We start from the raw sequence: 16,268 nt of genomic DNA, 5'->3' as shown, positions 1-16,268 counted from the left end.
CTCACTCCTTTCAACTCACTCCTGCTTTTCACGCAGCAGCCCGCGCAGAAACGGCACGGTAATGCGCCGTTGCGCCGCCAGCGAGGCCTGGTCCAGGCGATCCAGCAGGTCCAACAGGGCGCCGAGGTCGCGCGCGTAGCGGTTGAACAGCCAGTCCAGCACCGTGTCATCCAGCTCGATGCCACGCGATGCGGCCTGCTGGCGCAGCACCGCGCGGCGTTCGGCGTCGTCCAATGGCTTGAGCAGAGCCTGCTGGCAGGCGCCCAGGCGCGAGCGCAGGTCGGGCAGGCCCAGGCCCAGCTGCGAAGGCAGCGCCTCGGCGGCGAACAGCAGGGCCGCGCCCTCGGCCTTGGCGCGGTTGTACACATCGAACAGGGCATGCTCGGCGTCGCGATCGCCGGCAATCGCGCCTAGATCGTCCAGCGCCAGGAATTCGCTGCCGGCCACACCACGAATCGCCGCGGCCTTGTCGCGCAGGCTCGCCAGGGGCAGGTACTGCACCGTGCGGCCACCGGCGATCGCCGCCTGGCAGGCCGCCATCAGCAGATGGCTCTTGCCGCTGCCGGCGGCGCCCGCCAGGTACAGCCAGGGCATGCCCGGCGCATGCGCCAGCTGCTCGACGGCGGCGAGCGCAGCGGCGTTGGCGCCGGGGTGGAAATGTTCGAAGCGCTGGCGACGCGGCCAGCGCAAGGCGAGCGGCAACTGCGGAATCATGTAGGGGGTACTGCGTCCTTCTTGTCGTCCTGGCGCCCGACGATGGGGTTGGCGTCCACTGCGCCATGCACCACGTCGACCACCACATCCACCTCGGCGAGCACCGGGTCGCCGGCGCCCTGCTGCGTGTACAAATCGCTCTGACGGTAGCGCTCGGTGAGGTAGCGCAACAGCACCAGGATCACCGAGGCCGCCGGCAACGCCAGCAGGACGCCCAGGAACCCGAACAGGTAGCCGCCCGCCAGCACCGCGAAGATCACCGCCACCGGATGGAGCCCGATCTTCTCACCCACCAGCCGCGGCACCAGCACGTAACCTTCCAGCAGCTGACCGGCCGTGAAAATGCCCACGACGATCAGCAGGTGGTTCCAGTCCCCGAATTGCACCAGCGCAGCGACCAGCGCCGCGCCAAAGCCGACGATGAAGCCGAGATAGGGCACGAAGCTGAGCAGGCCGGCGACCATACCGATCAGCGGGCCCACCGACAATCCCATCAGGGTCAGGGAGCCTCCATAGAACAGACCCAGCGCCAGCATCACCGCCAGCTGGCCGCGTACGAAGGCGCCCAGCACGCTGTCGGCTTCGCGGGCCAGATGGGCAATGGTGGGCTCGATCGAGCGCGGGAGAATCCCGTCGATCCAGGCCACCAGCCGATACCAGTCGCGCAGCAGGTAGAACGCCACCACCGGGATCAGCACGAGGTTGGTCAGCCAGGCGATCACGCCGAGGCTGGAACGGGACAGCTTGCCCAGCAGGGTGGAGGCGGCGCCACTGATCGAGCCCAGGTGGGACTTGATCTGCTCCATCAGCTGATCGGTGTCGAAGGCCCTGGGGTCCAGGTGCAGCTTGGCCTGCAGCCATGGCAAGGCGGTGTTGCGCGTCCAGTCCACATAGTCCGGAAGGTTCTGCACCAGGTTGTCGATCTGGCGCGAAATCAGCGGGATCAGCAGCAGCAGCGCGCCGACCGCCATCAGCAGGAGCACGATGAACACGATGCTCACCGCGAGCGTGCGGCCCATGCCCACGCGCTGCAGGCGGTCGGTCATGGGGTTGCCCAGGTAGGCCAGCATCGCCGCGAACGCGAACGGCATCAGCACCGGCGCCATCAGCCAGAACACATAAAGGATGCCCGCGGTGATCGCGAACATCTGCCAGCGGCGGGAGGTGTCATGAGTCATCGAGGTGGCTCATCGGGCGGATGGGTCAGTGTGACCGATGCGACGGGCCCTCTGCCAGCACGGCAGCCCCGTCACGAACTCGCTTGTGCGTGGCTCAGTGAACCCAGCGCAGGCTGGCGTCCGCCTCGGTGTGCGCCTCGCCCCGCAGCAGGCGGCCGCCGGCGGCGAGGCTGTTGGCCAGCGCGTCCATCGGCAGGCTTGCCTTGACGGCGAACAGCATGCCGTCGCCCTGCGCACTGAGGGCGGTGACCTGGCGCACGTTGGGGTCGGCGCGCAGCAAGCCCAGCAGGTTGGCGAAATCGGTCGCCGAATTGAGTTGCGACACCCACAGCTTGCCGTCCACGGTGGCCGAGCCGATCACATTCAGCTGTTTGCCAAGGCGGTCGGCCAGACCGTTGCCGGCGTCGGTCAGCACCGCCGCCGCATTGGCGCCCGTGGAACTCCAGCGCTGCTGCGGGCCACCGGACACGAGCACCCAGTCGGCGGCGTTGCCGTGCATCTGGCCAAGCAGGATCAGGCCGGTCTTGTACTGGCGGGACAACGCGGCCAGCTGGTCCGGCTCGGCGCTGGTCAGGTTCGGGGTATCCCCGGTCTTGCCCGGATCGGCCAGCACGGTGCTGAAGCCACGCGCCGTTACTGCCTGGGTCAGCGTGGCCAAAGCGTCGCGGGTGAGCACGCTGCCGTCCTCGTCGCGCACCAGCAGCAGCACCGGCGGGCGCGGGCCGGACGCCGACACGCCCAGCTGGGCCACGGTGCGCTGCACCGCGGCCTGGTCGAAGGTCACCTGCAGGCTGAGCCCGGTCGCGGCGCGCTGGTACTGGAACTGCTGCACGATGCCCGCGGCGTCTTTGAGGGCGTCGCCGTAGCCCGGCTTGCTGCTCAGGTCCTGGCCGCCTGCCGTGCGCGCCAGCACCTGAGCCAGGGCGTCGGCGAAGGCGCTATCGCGGGCGGCGTCGCTGGTGTCGGCCACCGACACCACCACCGTGTACGGCGAAACCTGTCCCTGCGCGTGCACGGACAACAGCGGGGCAAGCCCCAGCATGAAACAGACGAGCAGCAGGCGGGACAGACGCATGGAGAGCGATATCCGGAGGGAAACGCTGGAAGTCTGCCCAATCCGGCCCCCAGCGTCCATCGAACCGCTCCGCCTTTCGGCGCCTGACTGCCCCGGCGCGCGCTCAGGCAGGCGCGCGCCGGGGCTGCTACAATCCGGCGTTTCTCCACGCCGGGTTGCCCCCATGTCCGACGCCCTCACCTACCGCGCCGCTGGCGTCGATATCGACGCAGGCAATGCCGTGGTCGAACGCATCAAGCCGCTGGTCAAGCGCACTTCCCGTCCCGAAGTGATGGGTGGCCTGGGCGGCTTCGGCGGCCTGTTCGACCTGTCTGGCAAGTACAAGGAGCCGGTGCTGGTCTCGGGCACCGACGGCGTGGGCACCAAGCTCAAGCTGGCCCAGCAGCTGGGCCGCCACGACACCATCGGCATCGACCTCGTCGGCATGTGCGTCAACGACGTGCTGGTGCAGGGCGCCGAGCCGCTGTTCTTCCTCGACTACTTCGCCACCGGCAAGCTGGACGTGGACACCACCGTGGCCGTGGTCGGCGGCATCGCCAAGGGCTGCGAGCTGGCCGGTTGCGCGCTGATCGGCGGCGAGACGGCTGAAATGCCGGACATGTATCCGCCGGGCGAATACGACCTGGGTGGCTTCACCGTGGGCGCGGTGGAAAAGTCGCAGCTGCTCAGCGGCGACGCCATCGTGGCTGGCGACGTGATCCTGGGCGTGGCCTCCTCCGGCCCGCACTCCAATGGCTACTCGCTGATCCGCAAGATCCTCGAGCGCGCCGGCAACCCGCTGGACCTCGACGTCGGCGGCGTGAAGCTGGCCGACGCGCTGATGGCGCCGACCACCATCTACGTGAAGCCGATGCTGGAGCTCATGAAGAGCCAGCCGGTGCACGGCATGGCCCACATCACCGGCGGCGGCCTCAAGGAAAACATCATCCGCGTGGTGCCCGATGGCCTGGGCATCCAGTTGCAAGCCTCCGCCATCGTGCTGCCGCCCGTGTTCGAGTGGCTGATGCGCGAAGGCAACGTGGCGCGCGAGGAAATGTGGCGCACCTTCAACTGCGGCGTGGGCTTCACCGTGATCCTGCCGCGTGACGCCGTCAGCGCCGCCTCGACTCTCTTGGCCAAGCACGGCCTGGCCAGCTCGGTGATCGGCGAGATCGTGCCGGCGCAGGGCGACGAGCGCGTCCACATCGGCTGAAACCCCGCTTGCCGCCGTCGCTCCGGCCCTGATGGAAGGGGTGACGGTGGCGCCGTCGGGCGCTTCCAACGGTTCGCCACTGGATCTCGGCCTGCGCCGGGATGACGAGATTTCCACCGACATGTCCAGCCGTCTTCGCGTCGCCGTGCTTGCCTCCGGGCGCGGCAGCAACCTGCAGGCCCTGATCGCCGCACGCGATGCTGGCCGGCTGCCGGTCGACTTCGTGCTGGTTGGCAGCGACAAGGCCAGCGCCGGCGCGCTGCAGCTCGCTCGCGACGCCGGCATCCCGACCTTCACGCTGGACCCCAAGGCCTACGCCAGCCGCCGCGAGTTCGACTTCGAACTGCTCCACCGTCTCGATGCCAGCGGCGCCCAGTTGCTGGTGCTGGCGGGCTTCATGCGCATCATCGATGGTGAAGCGCTCAGGCCTTGGGTGGGTCGCATCATCAACATCCACCCTTCCCTGCTGCCCAAGTATCGCGGCCTGCACACCCACCGCCGCGCGCTGGAAGCGGGCGACGCCGAGCATGGCGCCAGCGTGCACTACGTGACCGCCGAACTGGATGGTGGCCCGGTGATCGCGCAGGCCCGTCTTGCCATTCAGCCAGGAGACGACGAGCACTCGCTCGCCGAACGTCTGCTCGGCCACGAGCACCAGTTGCTGCCGGCCGTGCTGCAACTGATCGCCGATGGGCGGCTGGCGCTGTCGCCGCCGGACGGGGTCGCGCTCGACGGCCTGCCGCGCCAGCAGCCGCTGCAACTGCGCGACGGTCATTTGGTTGACTGAGCGCCGCACGCGCCTCTACGGCTCGTTCAGGATGAACACGTAGACTGCGGTCCCCATGACCGCTTCAAACTCCCTCCGTACGCTCGCCGCCGGCCTTGTGCTGGTCCTTTCCACGACGGCCGCTTTCGCCGCCGCCCCCGCGCCGACGCCGTTTACCGCGACCTACCAGGTATCGCAGGGCGGACAGGTGATCGGTGAAGCGGTGATCACGCTCAAGTCCGCGGGCAACGGCCAGTGGGTGTACAGCAACCAGACCAAGGGCACCGCGGGCATCGCCGCCGCGCTGGGCGCCAATTCGGCGGAGACCACCAAGTTCCGCTGGAACAATGACGCGCCGGAAACCGTCAGCTACCACTACAGCATGGACGCCGGCTTCAAGACCAAGCAGCGCCACACCGAGGTGAACTGGGGCACCGGCCAGGTCACCGTGGACGAGGGCAAGGGCCCGATGACCTATGCCAGCACCCCCGGCCTGGTGGACCGCAACACGGCCCCCTACGCCATCGGCTTGGCGCTGCGCTCGGGCAAGCAGGCCGTGGCCCTGCCGGTCGCGGTGAAGCGCAACGTGGAAACCCAGGAATTCAAGGTCACCGGGAAGGACGCGGTGAAGGTGCCGGCCGGCAGCTTCCAGACCGAGCGCGTGGTGCGTAGTGACAACGAGAGCGCGTTCAACGCCTGGTACGCGCCGCAGAAATACCCGGTGCCGGTGAAGCTGGCGCAGAGCGACGGCGGCAACCTGGAATTGCAGCTGGTGAGTTACAAGAGCGAGAAGTGAGTGAATGGAAGTGAGGAGTGAGAGAGAGCCACTCTCGCCCCTGCTTCAAGTGAACCGTGGGTAGCCAGAAGCGAGAAGCGGTGGCAAACCACTCTCACTTCTCGCTCCTCTTGACTCACTCCTGCCTCACGACGGCAGGCGACGAATCTTCGCGCCGAGCGTACCGAGCTTTTCCTCGATGTTCTCGTAGCCGCGATCGATGTGGTACACGCGATCGACCACGGTGTCGCCCTGGGCCACCAGGCCGGCCAGCACCAGGCAGGCGGAGGCGCGCAGGTCGGTGGCCATGATCGGGGCGCCGCTCATCTTCTCCACGCCCTTGATGATGGCAGTGTTGCCTTCCAGGCGGATGTCCGCGCCCAGGCGCTGCAGCTCCAGCGCGTGCATGAAGCGGTTCTCGAACACCGTCTCGGTGATCACGCCAACGCCTTCGGCCACGCAGTTGAGCGCGGTGAACTGCGCCTGCATGTCGGTGGGAAACGCCGGGTACGGCGCGGTGGTGATGTTCACCGCCTTCGGGCGGCGACCGCGCATGTCCAGCTCGATCCAGTCGGCGCCGGTGGAGATCTGGGCGCCGGCCTCTTCCAGCTTGCACAGCACGGCGTCCAGCGTGTCGGCGCGCGCGTTGCGGGCGCGCACCTTGCCGCCGGTCATTGCGGCGCCGACCAGGAACGTGCCGGTCTCGATGCGATCCGGCAGCACTTCGTATTCGGCGCCGTGCAGGCGCTCCACACCGTGGATGGTGAGCGTGGAGGTGCCGGCGCCCTCGATCTGCGCGCCCATGGCGATCAGGCAGTGCGCCAGATCGACCACTTCCGGCTCCTGCGCGGCGTTCTCGATGATGGTGGTGCCCTGCGCCAGCGCGGCGGCCATCATGATGTTCTCGGTACCGGTGACGGTAACCATGTCCATCGCGATGTGTGCGCCCTTCAGGCGCTTGGCGCGTGCCTTGATGTAGCCGTTCTCCACGACCACGTCGGCGCCCAGCGCCTGCAGGCCACGGATGTGCTGGTCGACCGGACGCGAACCGATCGCGCAGCCGCCAGGCAGAGACACCTCGGCCTCGCCGAAGCGGGCCACCAGAGGGCCCAGCACCAGGATCGAGGCGCGCATCGTGCGCACCAGGTCATAGGGGGCGAAGTACTTGTCGGTGGAGCGCGGGTCGACGTGCATCTTCATGCGGTCGTCCAGCACCAGCTGGGTGCCCATCTGGCCCAACAGCTCGATGAAGGTGGTGACGTCGTGCAGGTGGGGCACGTTGCTGATCGCCACCGGCTCGTCGGCCAGCAGGCAGGAAGCGAGGATCGGCAACACGGCGTTCTTGGCGCCGGAAATGCCTACTTCACCGTGGAGCGGCTCGCCGCCACTGATGAGGATCTTGGCCATCAAAAGTCCTTGCGAAAGTCGTGCTTGGGAGTCGCCGCGCAGCCCTCAACGGCGCGCCGCGGCCTCCTGCGGGGTGAGGGTTTTCAGGGCGAGCGCGTGGATCGCACCACCCATGAGATCCCCGAGCGTGGCGTAAACCAGGCGATGCCGCGCCAGCGGCAGCTTGCCCGCGAACTGTTCGGCCACCACTTCAGCCTCGAAGTGCACGCCGTCTTCACCGTTCACGGAGGCCTGCGCACCGGGCAGGCCCTGTTCGATCATTGCCTGGATGGTGGCAGAGTCCATGGTTATTCCAGTAACAGGGAGTGGTCAGTGCAGCGATCCGGAATGCAACCGGACCCAATGGCACCGACTATGACGTTAAAATGCGAATATGCCATGTTAATGGAAAACCTCTGTCGCAGAAACGACACGGGTTCGCGGAGACCCTGGCTCCCCGGTCGGTTTTCTGCACAACTTAATGATTTAACGGACATTTCCATCACCCCAATGACCCTTCAGGGTTATGACGGAATTCCGGCGCCAACTTTCGAGGACGCATGAACGCCCACGTCGCCCCAGCCAGTCAGCACACGCTTGACGCCGACGCCATCGTGCAAAGCGCGCGCACCGTGATCGCCACCGAGGCGGCCGCCATCCGTGCGCTGGAGCCTCGCGTTGGCCCGGAGTTCGTCGAGGCTTGCCGCCTGATCATGGGCTGCGCCGGGCGCGTGGTGGTGACCGGCATGGGCAAGTCCGGCCATGTGGCGCGCAAGATCGCCGCGACCCTGGCCTCCACCGGCACCCCGGCCTTCTTCGTGCATCCGGGCGAGGCCAGCCACGGCGACCTGGGCATGATCTTGCCGCAGGACGTGGTGCTGGCCCTGTCCAACTCCGGCGAGACCGACGAAGTGCTGTTCATCCTGCCGGTGATCAAGCGCCAGGGCATTCCGCTGATCGCCATCACCGGCAATGCGTATTCCTCGCTGGCCGACCAGGCCAACGTGCACCTGGACGCCAGCATTGCGGCCGAAGCCTGTCCGCTGGGCCTAGCCCCCACCGCCAGCACCACGGCGGCGCTGGTCGTCGGTGATGCGCTGGCGATCGCCCTGCTCGAGGCCCGTGGCTTCACCTCGGAAGACTTCGCCCGTTCGCACCCTGCCGGCAGCCTGGGGCGCCGCCTGTTGCTGCACATCAGCGACATCATGCATACCGGCGAAGGCATCCCGGCGGTGCCGCCGAACGCCACGCTGACCCAGGCGCTGATGGAGATGACCCGCAAGCACCTGGGCATGACCGCGGTGATCGACACCAACCGGCGCCTGCTCGGCGTCTTCACCGACGGTGACCTGCGCCGCGCGCTGGACGACGACGGCGTGGACCTGCGCGGCGCCACCGTGGCCGAACTGATGACCCGTGGCCCCAAGACCATCGGCGCCGACAAGCTGGCCATCGAGGCCGCCCAGCTGATGGAGAAGCACCAGATCCACGCCTTGCTGGTCGTCGACGACGAGCACCGCGTGGTGGGCGCCCTGAACATTCACGACCTGCTCCGCGCGCGCGTGGTCTGATCGAAAGGTTCTGCTGTTAACCATGAGTGCGTCCACCGTCGGGTCCGCCCGGCGTTTGACGTACTGCCCCCGCCCCCTTACCGACCGTCCCCATGTATCTGGCAGACATCCCCGCTGACGTACTCGCCCGTGCCGCCAAGATCCGCCTCGTCGTGTTCGACGTGGACGGCACGCTGACCGATGGCCGCCTGTGGTACGCCGAGGACGGCCATGAGACCAAGGTGTTCCACGTGCACGATGGCCTGGGCCTGAAGCTGCTGATGGCCAACAGCGTGCAGGTGGCGATCATGTCCGCCCGCATCAGCCACCCGGTGGCGCTGCGCGCCGAGGAGCTGGATATCGCCCACGTCTACCAGGGCCAAGGCGACAAGCGCGCCTGCCTCGAACAACTGCTGGAAGCGCTGTCGCTGACACCCGAGCAGGTGGCGTTCGTCGGCGACGACCTGCCGGACCTCCCGCCGATGCGGGTGGCCGGCCTGTCTGTCGCGGTGGCCAACGCCCATCCCTGGGTGGCCGAGAAGGCCCATTGGCGTACCCGGCTGTCCGGTGGCCTGGGCGCCGCCCGCGAGATCGCCGACATGATCCTGCACGCCCAGGGCAAGACCGAAGCCGAACGGGGGCGCTGGCAGTGAGTTTGCGCACCTACTTCCGCGACCGGGGCCTGCCGGTGGCGATTGTCCTGGTTGGCCTGGCGACCGGCGCAGCCCAGATGCTGTACTGGTGGCTGGCGCCCGCCCCCAAGGTCAGCGAATTCGTTGGCCCGCCTCGCTCCGGCTATACCCTGACCAACTTCAAGCTGTGGTCCTTCAACGAAGACGGCCAGCCCAGCTTCCAGATGGTCGCCCCCCACCTGGAGCGACGCGAGAACGACGAGTCGCTGTACATCAACACGCCCAACTTCGAGCTGCCCTCCAACCGGGAGGGCGTGCCGCCCTGGCTGGGCAACTCGCTGTATGCCTGGGTCGACAAGAGCGGCACCCTGCTCAAGCTGCAAGGGCCGGTGTTCATGCATCGCGCCGCCTTCGGCGATACCCCGGAGACGGAGATGCACACCTCCGACGTGACCGCCTGGCCGAAGGAGAACCGGATGGAAACGGCCGCCGCGGCCCACATGGTGCAGGGCGACAGTAAACTTAGCGGGGTGGGCATGCGTGCCAACCTCAACACCAATCACCTGGAGCTGCTCGATGAAAGCCACGGCACCTACCCGCCGCGCAAAAACAAGTCCTAAGCTTTCTGTCGGCCTCCTCGCACTGGGCCTGATCGCCCTGCTGCCGTCCCTGGCGCTGGCGAAGAAGTCGGACCGCGACCAGCCCATGACTTACGACGCCAAGTACACCGAGGCGTTCAATGCACCCAACACCATCAGCACGCTCAAGGGCAATGTGAAGGTCGTGCAGGGCACCATGGTGCTGACCGGCGACCTCGCCAAGATCTACCTCGATGCCGACCAGCAGATTGCCCGCGTGGTGGTCACCGGCAACCCGGCCCATATCCAGCAGCTCGACGAGAACAACAACCTGATGCAGGGCGACGCCCTGACGCTGGACTACGACAACATCAACGGCATCGCGGTGCTGATCACCAATGCCGTGGTGCGCCAGCAGGGTCGCGGTGAATTCCACGGCGACAAGCTCACCTACAACACCGACACCAGCCTGATCACCGGCGAAGCCGGCGGCGAAGGACTGGTGCACGGCGTGATCCTGCCCAAGCCCAAACCGGGCGCGCCGGCAGCCGCCGCCAAGCCCGCCACGCCCGCCACGCCCGCCACGCCTCCGGCGACCCCGCCGGCCGGCAAGCCCGAGGGCAAGTGATCGATGCTTTCCGCTGAAGGTTTGCAAAAGAGTTTCAAGGCGCGCCAGGTCGTGCGCGACTTCGCCTTCTCCATCCGCGAGGGGGAAGTGGTGGGGCTGCTCGGCCCCAACGGCGCCGGCAAGACCACCTGCTTCTACATGGTGGTGGGCCTGATCGAGGCCGATGCCGGCGTGATCAAGCTGGACAAGCAGGACATCACCGGCCTGCCCATGCACCATCGCGCCAAGCTCGGCATCGGCTACCTGCCTCAGGAAGCCTCGGTGTTCCGCCGCCTCAGCGTGGCCGACAACATCATGGCCGTGCTGGAGCTGCGCGAAGGCTGGGACGAGAAGCGCCGCGCCAACGAGCTGGAAAGCCTGCTGGACGAGCTGAAGATTTCGCACATCGCCGACCAGAAGGGCATCAGCCTCTCCGGTGGTGAGCGACGCCGCGTGGAGATCGCGCGCGCATTGGCGGCCCACCCGCGCTACATGCTGCTGGACGAACCGTTCGCCGGCGTGGACCCGATTTCCGTGGGCGAAATTCAGCGTATCGTGCGCCATCTCAAGGAGCGCGGCATCGGCGTGCTGATCACCGATCACAACGTGCGCGAAACCCTGGGCATCTGCGACCGCGCCTACATCCTCAACGACGGCGAAGTGCTCTCGCGCGGCACGCCCGCGCACATCCTTGCCGATGAGAAGGTGCGCGAGGTGTACCTGGGGCGCGAGTTCCGCCTGTAAGCTCGCCAGTTCCACGCAAGCATGGCGTCTGGCCTTCCCTGGGGCGGCCGGCGCCGCTGTGTCAGCGGCCTTACAACCTCGCGTCATGGCGCCGCGCCGTAAGCCTTACGGGATACCCCAATCTGCGAACGGCGCTATGGCCGCTCCCCTGACAAGGGGTTACGATGCCTTACGCGTTCATACGACCCAGCTGGCATGAAACCCGGACTGCAGTTTCGACTCAATCAGCAGCTCACGCTGACTCCGCAGCTGCAGCAGGCAATCCGCCTCCTGCAGCTGTCGCAGCTGGAACTGGAGGCGGAGCTGAGGCAGATCGCCGAGAGCAATCCGCTGCTGGAGTTCTCCGAGGACAACCCGGAGTCGCCGGACGGTGATGAGCATGAGGTGATCGAGCTTCCCACCAGCAGCGCCAGCACCACCAGCAGCGACAGCGTCGACGACAGCGAAGCGCCGGAGTGGAGCGATGGCGACGGCGCCGGCGAGGACCCGATCGATTTCTCCAGCGGCGGTGCCTCGTCGCGCAATGGCAATGGCGCCGACGACGAAGGCTTCGAACCCCAGAGCGCCGCGCCGGAGACACTGCAGGAACATCTGCTGTGGCAGCTCAACCTCACGCACCTGAGCGTGCGCGAGCGCACCATCGCCACGGTGCTGATCGACGCGCTCAACCCCGACGGTTATCTCACCGAAAACATCGAATCACTGATCGCCGCGCTGCCGCATGACGTGAAGGCCAGCGCCGCCGAGATGGAGCATGTGCGGCGCATGCTGCAGCGCTTCGACCCGACAGGCGTAGCCAGCCTCGATCTGCGCGATTGCCTGCGCGTCCAGCTGGAGCAATTCGATGTCGACACGCCTCAGCGCGAGCTGGCGCTGCGCATCGTCGACAGCGAACTGGAACTGCTGGCGCGCAATGACATCGCGCGCCTCGCACGCAAGCTACGCGCGAACGAGGACGATGCCGCGGCCGCTGCGGTGCTCATCCGCAGCCTCGACCCGCGCCCGGGCGCGGCGCTGGACGTCACGCCGGTGGAATACGTCGCGCCTGACGTCTACGCGCGCAAGGACAGCGGGCGCTGGCGCGTCAGCCTCAACCCGGACTGCCAGCCGCGGCTGGGCCTCAACCAGCACTACTGCGGCCTGATCGCGCAGGCGCGCGGCACCGACGCCAGTTGGATGCGCGGCCAGTTGCAGGAGGCGCGCTGGCTGATCAAGAGCCTTGAATCGCGCGCCGAGACCCTGCTCAAGGTGGCCGAAGCCATCGTGCGCCGGCAGAGCGCCTTCCTCGACTACGGCCCGGAGGCGATGCACCCGCTGGTGCTGCGCGAGGTTGCCGAGGAAGTGGGCATGCACGAGTCAACCATTTCACGCGTAACCACCCGCAAGTACATCCACACGCCGCGGGGCACGTTCGAACTCAAGCACTTCTTCTCCAGCGGCGTGTCCACCGAAGACGGTGGCAGCGCCTCGGCCACCGCCATCCAGGCCATGCTGCGCAAGCTGGTCGATGCCGAAGACCCGCGCAAGCCGCTGTCCGACCAGGCCATCGCGGAGGAACTGCACCGCAAGGGCATTCAGGTTGCCCGCCGCACCGTCGCCAAGTATCGCGAGGCGATGCGTATTCCCAGCTCCAGCGAGCGGCAGCGCGCCGGTTGATCACGCTGCGGCAAACGGTCTCGGGGAACTTGGCGGCGCAAAAGCCGTCCCCATAATCAAGGTAAGTCGATCCGACGGGAAACCTGTCATGTCCAACGCGTGAAGGTCTTCATAACGCGAAGCAAACGCTGGAAGCGCATAGTGACTAACCCGACTTGGTGAGGAGGCCGGACATCCCATCGGAAAAAAATCCCGGGCTTTTTAAGGTGTGTGACCGCGCCATAAGCGGCCAAGGCACCGACCCCAGCCGCGTCTGCGGCAAGTACCAGAGGAGGCGCAACATGCAAGTTCAGATCAGCGGTCAGCAGATTGAAGTCACTCCGGCTCTTCGCGACCACGTCAATAGCCGGCTCGACCGCCTAACCCGCCTCGACGACAGGATCCTCACTCTCAATATCGTCCTTTCCGTCAACAAGCTGCAGCAGCGCGCCGAAGGCACGCTCGGGATTTCCGGCACCAACCTCCACGCAGAGGCCACGGAAAACGACATGTACGTCTCCATCGATGTCCTGTTCGACAAGCTGGTCACCCAGTTGCGCAAGCATCGCGAGAAGATCTGCGACAAGCATCAGCGCGCCGCGCGCGAAGAGCGCATGTACGGCTGATCCCACCGGCCCGCCCGCTCCCGGGCGGGCCTCTCCTCCCCCCGATTTCACCTCGCCGAGGCACCCGCCGATACGAACTGGCACAATGTCCGCACCGCCACGACGGGCCAAGCCGGCCTGATACCTCGGCGCAAAGGACGTTTTACTTGGACCGGCTGACCGCCCGACAACTCTACGATGGTGTCCACGAGCGCATGGCGCTGCGCTGGGTTTCCGGCATGCGCGGCGAATCGCGAGTGCTCGAACAGGCCGCCACCACGACGCGCCGCCCGTCGTTGATCGGCTACCTCAACGTCATCTATCCCAACAAGATCCAGATCATCGGCTCCGAGGAGCTGAACTACCTGGACAGCCTGGAATCGCGCCAGCGCTGGGAAGCGATCAACAAGATCGCCGCCTACCAGCCGGTGGCGATGATCGTGACCAAGGACCAGGCGATCCCCACCGACCTGCGCGAGGTGGCCGAGGAGACCAATACGCCGCTGTGGATCAGCTCCAAGCGCGGCCACGAGCTGCTGACCTGGATGCAGTACCACCTCGCGCGCATCCTGGCGCCGAAGATCACCCTGCACGGCGTGTTCCTGGAAGTGTTTTCGATCGGCGTGCTGATCACCGGCGAGTCGGGCTCGGGCAAGAGCGAGCTGGCGCTGGAACTGATCAGCCGCGGCCATCGCCTGGTGGCTGACGACGCCACCGAGTTCACCCTGATCGCCCCCGACGTGATCGACGGCACTTGCCCGGAGCTGCTGCAGGACCTGCTGGAGGTGCGCGGCCTGGGCGTGCTCAACGTGCGCGAGATGTTCGGCCACACGGCGGTGAAACCATCCAAGTACCTTCGCCTGGTGGTGCACTTGAAGCCACTGCGCGAGGGCGAGGACACTGACGGCCTGACCCGTCTCACCGGCGACATCGGTCGCCGCGAGATCTTCGAGGTGCCCGTGCCGATGATCACCATCCCGGTGGCGCCTGGCCGCAACCTGGCCGTGCTGGTCGAGGCGGCCGTGCGCAACCATGTGCTCAAGAGCAAGGGCATCGACCCGGCGCAGACCTTCATCGACCGCCAGGCGCACCAGATGCGCCGGCTGCCTCCCTGGTGATCCATGAGCGAGCCCACTCTCGGCGCTACCTTCGGCTCCACTGACGCGATCCACCTGGTCGTGCTCACCGGCATGTCGGGCGGTGGCAAGACCGTGGCCCTGCGCGCGCTGGAAGACCTCGACTTCTATTGCGTGGACAACCTGCCCACGGTCCTGCTGCCCGAACTGGTGGACGCTGTCAGCCGCGACGCGACCGGCCGGCGCCGCAATGTGGCGGTGGGTGTGGACGTGCGCAATCCGGGTGAAGAACTGCAGCGCATGCCAGCCATGCTGTCCGAGCTGGCCGCGGCTGGAGTGCACGCGCACCTGATCTTCCTCGACTGCCGCGACGACGTGCTGATCAAGCGCTATTCGGAAACGCGTCGCCGCCATCCGTTGTCCTGGCGCGGACTGTCGCTGGCCGATGCGATCGCCGAGGAGCGCCGCGTACTGCGCCCGCTTTCGTCGATCGCCGACAAGGTGATCGACTCCAGCGACATGAACGTGCACCAGCTGCGTCGCCTGATCGCCACCGGCTACGCCGAGGCGACCGAGGGGCTGACCCTGATGTTCCAGTCGTTCGCGTTTCGCCGCGGCCTGCCGCTGGATTCCGATTTCGTGTTCGATGCGCGCTGCCTGCCCAATCCGCACTGGAATCCCCGGCTGCGGCCGCTGTCCGGCAAGGATGGACCGGTGCGTGAATACCTGGATGCCGAACCCATCGTGGCCGAATACTTCGCCGACACTTCGCGCTGGCTGGACACCTGGCTGCCGCGCTTCGAAGTCGAAGACCGCAGTTACGTGACCATCGCCGTCGGCTGCACCGGCGGTCGCCACCGCTCGGTCTACCTGGTCGAGAAACTGGCCGCCCATTACCGCGCGCTGCGAAGCGGCGTGCTCACCTTCCATCGCGAACTCGAGTGACCGCCATGATCTCGACACGATGCCGCCGCAGCGGTACGCCATCATGAGCGTCGGCGTGCTGTTGATGACCCACGAGGCGGTCGGCAAGGCGCTGATCTCGGCCGCCCACCATGTGCTGCCCAAGCTTCCCCTGCAGGTGGAAGCCGTGGAAGTGCCACCGCAGGCCGATCCCGACGTGATGCGCGCGCTGACCGCCAGGCATGCGCGCGAACTCGATCAGGGCGACGGGGTGCTGGTGCTCGCCGACCTGTACGGCGCCACGCCGTGCAACATCGGCTTGTCGCTGGGCGCGCTGGGCGTGCGCCTGCGCTGCGTGTCGGGACTGAACCTGCCGATGCTGCTGCGCGTGCTCAACTATGCTGAAAAACCGCTGGATGATCTGGCGGAAATAGCGGCCAGCGGTGGTCGCGGGGGAATCTTCATCGATCATGCTTGAAAAAGAGATTGTCGTTTCCAACAAGCTGGGCCTGCACGCCCGCGCATCGGCCAAGCTGGTGCAACTGGTGCAGGGGTTCAAATCCACCGTATGGCTGGTCAGCCGGGGCCGCGAAGTCAACGCGCAGAGCATCATGGGCGTCATGATGCTTGCGGCGGGCATCGGCACGTCGCTGACCGTCCGTGCGGACGGCCCGGACGAGGCCACCGCGCTGGATGCGGTGGTGGACCTGTTCAACCGCAAGTTCGACGAAGGAGCCTGAGTGGCCGGAACGATTGCCCGCATGTTCCACCCTGCGGCCGTATTCACGGCCCGGTGGGCTGCGTCGTGCGATCTTTCGCTATCGGGATTCGACGCGCTGGACGGATGCCGGC

General features: G+C 66.9%; 19 protein-coding genes. 14 read left to right on the top strand and 5 right to left on the bottom strand.

The features are described 5' to 3' along the window. Window positions 1-15: 15 nt before the first annotated feature. The 3 genes from hda to DVT68_RS15380 form a co-directional block, all read right to left on the bottom strand. Window positions 16-714: a DnaA regulatory inactivator Hda gene (gene hda, locus DVT68_RS15390; protein ID WP_114825988.1), complete on the bottom strand. Its 699-nt coding sequence runs from the start codon at window positions 712-714 to the stop codon at window positions 16-18. Next, the gene (locus DVT68_RS15385) at window positions 711-1,892 is read right to left on the bottom strand and encodes an AI-2E family transporter (protein WP_114825987.1); all 1,182 of its coding nucleotides are present in this window, start codon (window positions 1,890-1,892) and stop codon (window positions 711-713) included. Before DVT68_RS15385 ends, hda begins: the two co-directional genes overlap by 4 nt. Before the next feature lie 94 nt (window positions 1,893-1,986). Next, window positions 1,987-2,967: a DUF2066 domain-containing protein gene (locus tag DVT68_RS15380; protein ID WP_114825986.1), complete on the bottom strand. Its 981-nt coding sequence runs from the start codon at window positions 2,965-2,967 to the stop codon at window positions 1,987-1,989. Between the two features lie 163 nt (window positions 2,968-3,130). On the opposite strand from DVT68_RS15380, the gene purM reads away from it, so the two are divergent. The 3 genes from purM to DVT68_RS15365 all read left to right on the top strand — a co-directional run bounded on the left by purM (window position 3,131) and on the right by DVT68_RS15365 (window position 5,721). Continuing rightward, on the top strand, window positions 3,131-4,159 hold the full coding sequence (gene purM, locus DVT68_RS15375; RefSeq protein WP_114825985.1) for a phosphoribosylformylglycinamidine cyclo-ligase: 1,029 nt from the start codon (window positions 3,131-3,133) through the stop codon (window positions 4,157-4,159). Between the two features lie 121 nt (window positions 4,160-4,280). Beyond that, window positions 4,281-4,946, top strand: a complete 666-nt coding sequence (gene purN / locus DVT68_RS15370) for a phosphoribosylglycinamide formyltransferase (RefSeq protein ID WP_114826136.1) — start codon at window positions 4,281-4,283, stop codon at window positions 4,944-4,946. Window positions 4,947-5,001: 55 nt separating this feature from the next. Continuing rightward, window positions 5,002-5,721 carry a DUF3108 domain-containing protein gene (locus DVT68_RS15365; protein ID WP_114825984.1) on the top strand — a complete coding sequence of 240 codons (720 nt, stop codon included), beginning with the start codon at window positions 5,002-5,004 and terminating at the stop codon, window positions 5,719-5,721. A gap of 126 nt (window positions 5,722-5,847) precedes the next feature. Here DVT68_RS15365 and murA read toward each other — a convergent pair whose 3' ends face one another. Beyond that, window positions 5,848-7,107 (bottom strand): UDP-N-acetylglucosamine 1-carboxyvinyltransferase, encoded by a 1,260-nt coding sequence (murA, locus tag DVT68_RS15360; protein WP_114825983.1) that lies wholly within the window; start codon window positions 7,105-7,107, stop codon window positions 5,848-5,850. 45 nt (window positions 7,108-7,152) lie between these two features. Next, window positions 7,153-7,392: a BolA family protein gene (locus tag DVT68_RS15355; RefSeq protein WP_114825982.1), complete on the bottom strand. Its 240-nt coding sequence runs from the start codon at window positions 7,390-7,392 to the stop codon at window positions 7,153-7,155. Between the two features lie 254 nt (window positions 7,393-7,646). Here DVT68_RS15355 and DVT68_RS15350 point away from each other — a divergent pair, with 254 nt between their 5' ends. The 11 genes from DVT68_RS15350 (at window position 7,647) to DVT68_RS15300 (ending at window position 16,156) form a co-directional block, all read left to right on the top strand. Further along, a complete protein-coding gene (locus DVT68_RS15350) occupies window positions 7,647-8,657 on the top strand; it encodes a KpsF/GutQ family sugar-phosphate isomerase (protein WP_114825981.1) in 1,011 nt (336 codons plus the stop codon). A 92-nt stretch (window positions 8,658-8,749) separates the two neighbouring features. Continuing rightward, entirely contained in the window at window positions 8,750-9,289 is a 540-nt protein-coding gene (locus DVT68_RS15345; protein ID WP_114825980.1) for a KdsC family phosphatase, read from the top strand. Continuing rightward, window positions 9,286-9,888, top strand: coding sequence for an LPS export ABC transporter periplasmic protein LptC (gene lptC, locus DVT68_RS15340; protein ID WP_114825979.1), 603 nt, complete (start codon window positions 9,286-9,288; stop codon window positions 9,886-9,888). Before DVT68_RS15345 ends, lptC begins: the two co-directional genes overlap by 4 nt. After that, a complete protein-coding gene (lptA, locus tag DVT68_RS15335) occupies window positions 9,845-10,474 on the top strand; it encodes a lipopolysaccharide transport periplasmic protein LptA (RefSeq protein ID WP_114825978.1) in 630 nt (209 codons plus the stop codon). The genes lptC and lptA overlap by 44 nt, the downstream gene beginning before the upstream one ends. 3 nt (window positions 10,475-10,477) lie before the next feature. After that, the gene (gene lptB / locus DVT68_RS15330; protein WP_114825977.1) at window positions 10,478-11,197 is read left to right on the top strand and encodes an LPS export ABC transporter ATP-binding protein; all 720 of its coding nucleotides are present in this window, start codon (window positions 10,478-10,480) and stop codon (window positions 11,195-11,197) included. Window positions 11,198-11,392: 195 nt separating this feature from the next. Then, window positions 11,393-12,853 carry an RNA polymerase factor sigma-54 gene (locus tag DVT68_RS15325; protein ID WP_114825976.1) on the top strand — a complete coding sequence of 487 codons (1,461 nt, stop codon included), beginning with the start codon at window positions 11,393-11,395 and terminating at the stop codon, window positions 12,851-12,853. A gap of 281 nt (window positions 12,854-13,134) precedes the next feature. Continuing rightward, window positions 13,135-13,458, top strand: a complete 324-nt coding sequence (gene hpf / locus DVT68_RS15320; protein WP_114825975.1) for a ribosome hibernation-promoting factor, HPF/YfiA family — start codon at window positions 13,135-13,137, stop codon at window positions 13,456-13,458. Between the two features lie 146 nt (window positions 13,459-13,604). Then, the gene (gene hprK / locus DVT68_RS15315; RefSeq protein WP_114825974.1) at window positions 13,605-14,555 is read left to right on the top strand and encodes an HPr(Ser) kinase/phosphatase; all 951 of its coding nucleotides are present in this window, start codon (window positions 13,605-13,607) and stop codon (window positions 14,553-14,555) included. A gap of 3 nt (window positions 14,556-14,558) precedes the next feature. Continuing rightward, on the top strand, window positions 14,559-15,458 hold the full coding sequence (gene rapZ, locus DVT68_RS15310; protein WP_114825973.1) for an RNase adapter RapZ: 900 nt from the start codon (window positions 14,559-14,561) through the stop codon (window positions 15,456-15,458). 43 nt (window positions 15,459-15,501) lie between these two features. Next, a complete protein-coding gene (locus tag DVT68_RS15305; RefSeq protein WP_114826135.1) occupies window positions 15,502-15,894 on the top strand; it encodes a PTS sugar transporter subunit IIA in 393 nt (130 codons plus the stop codon). Beyond that, window positions 15,887-16,156: an HPr family phosphocarrier protein gene (locus DVT68_RS15300; protein WP_114825972.1), complete on the top strand. Its 270-nt coding sequence runs from the start codon at window positions 15,887-15,889 to the stop codon at window positions 16,154-16,156. The genes DVT68_RS15305 and DVT68_RS15300 overlap by 8 nt, the downstream gene beginning before the upstream one ends. Window positions 16,157-16,268: the final 112 nt, after the last annotated feature.

Origin of the sequence: Dyella solisilvae (assembly GCF_003351225.1) — a bacterium.
In the GTDB taxonomy this organism is placed as follows: Bacteria; Pseudomonadota; Gammaproteobacteria; order Xanthomonadales; family Rhodanobacteraceae; genus Dyella; species Dyella solisilvae.
Note: the sequence above shows the minus strand (reverse complement) of the source record. Positions and strands in the feature narration are given on the sequence as shown.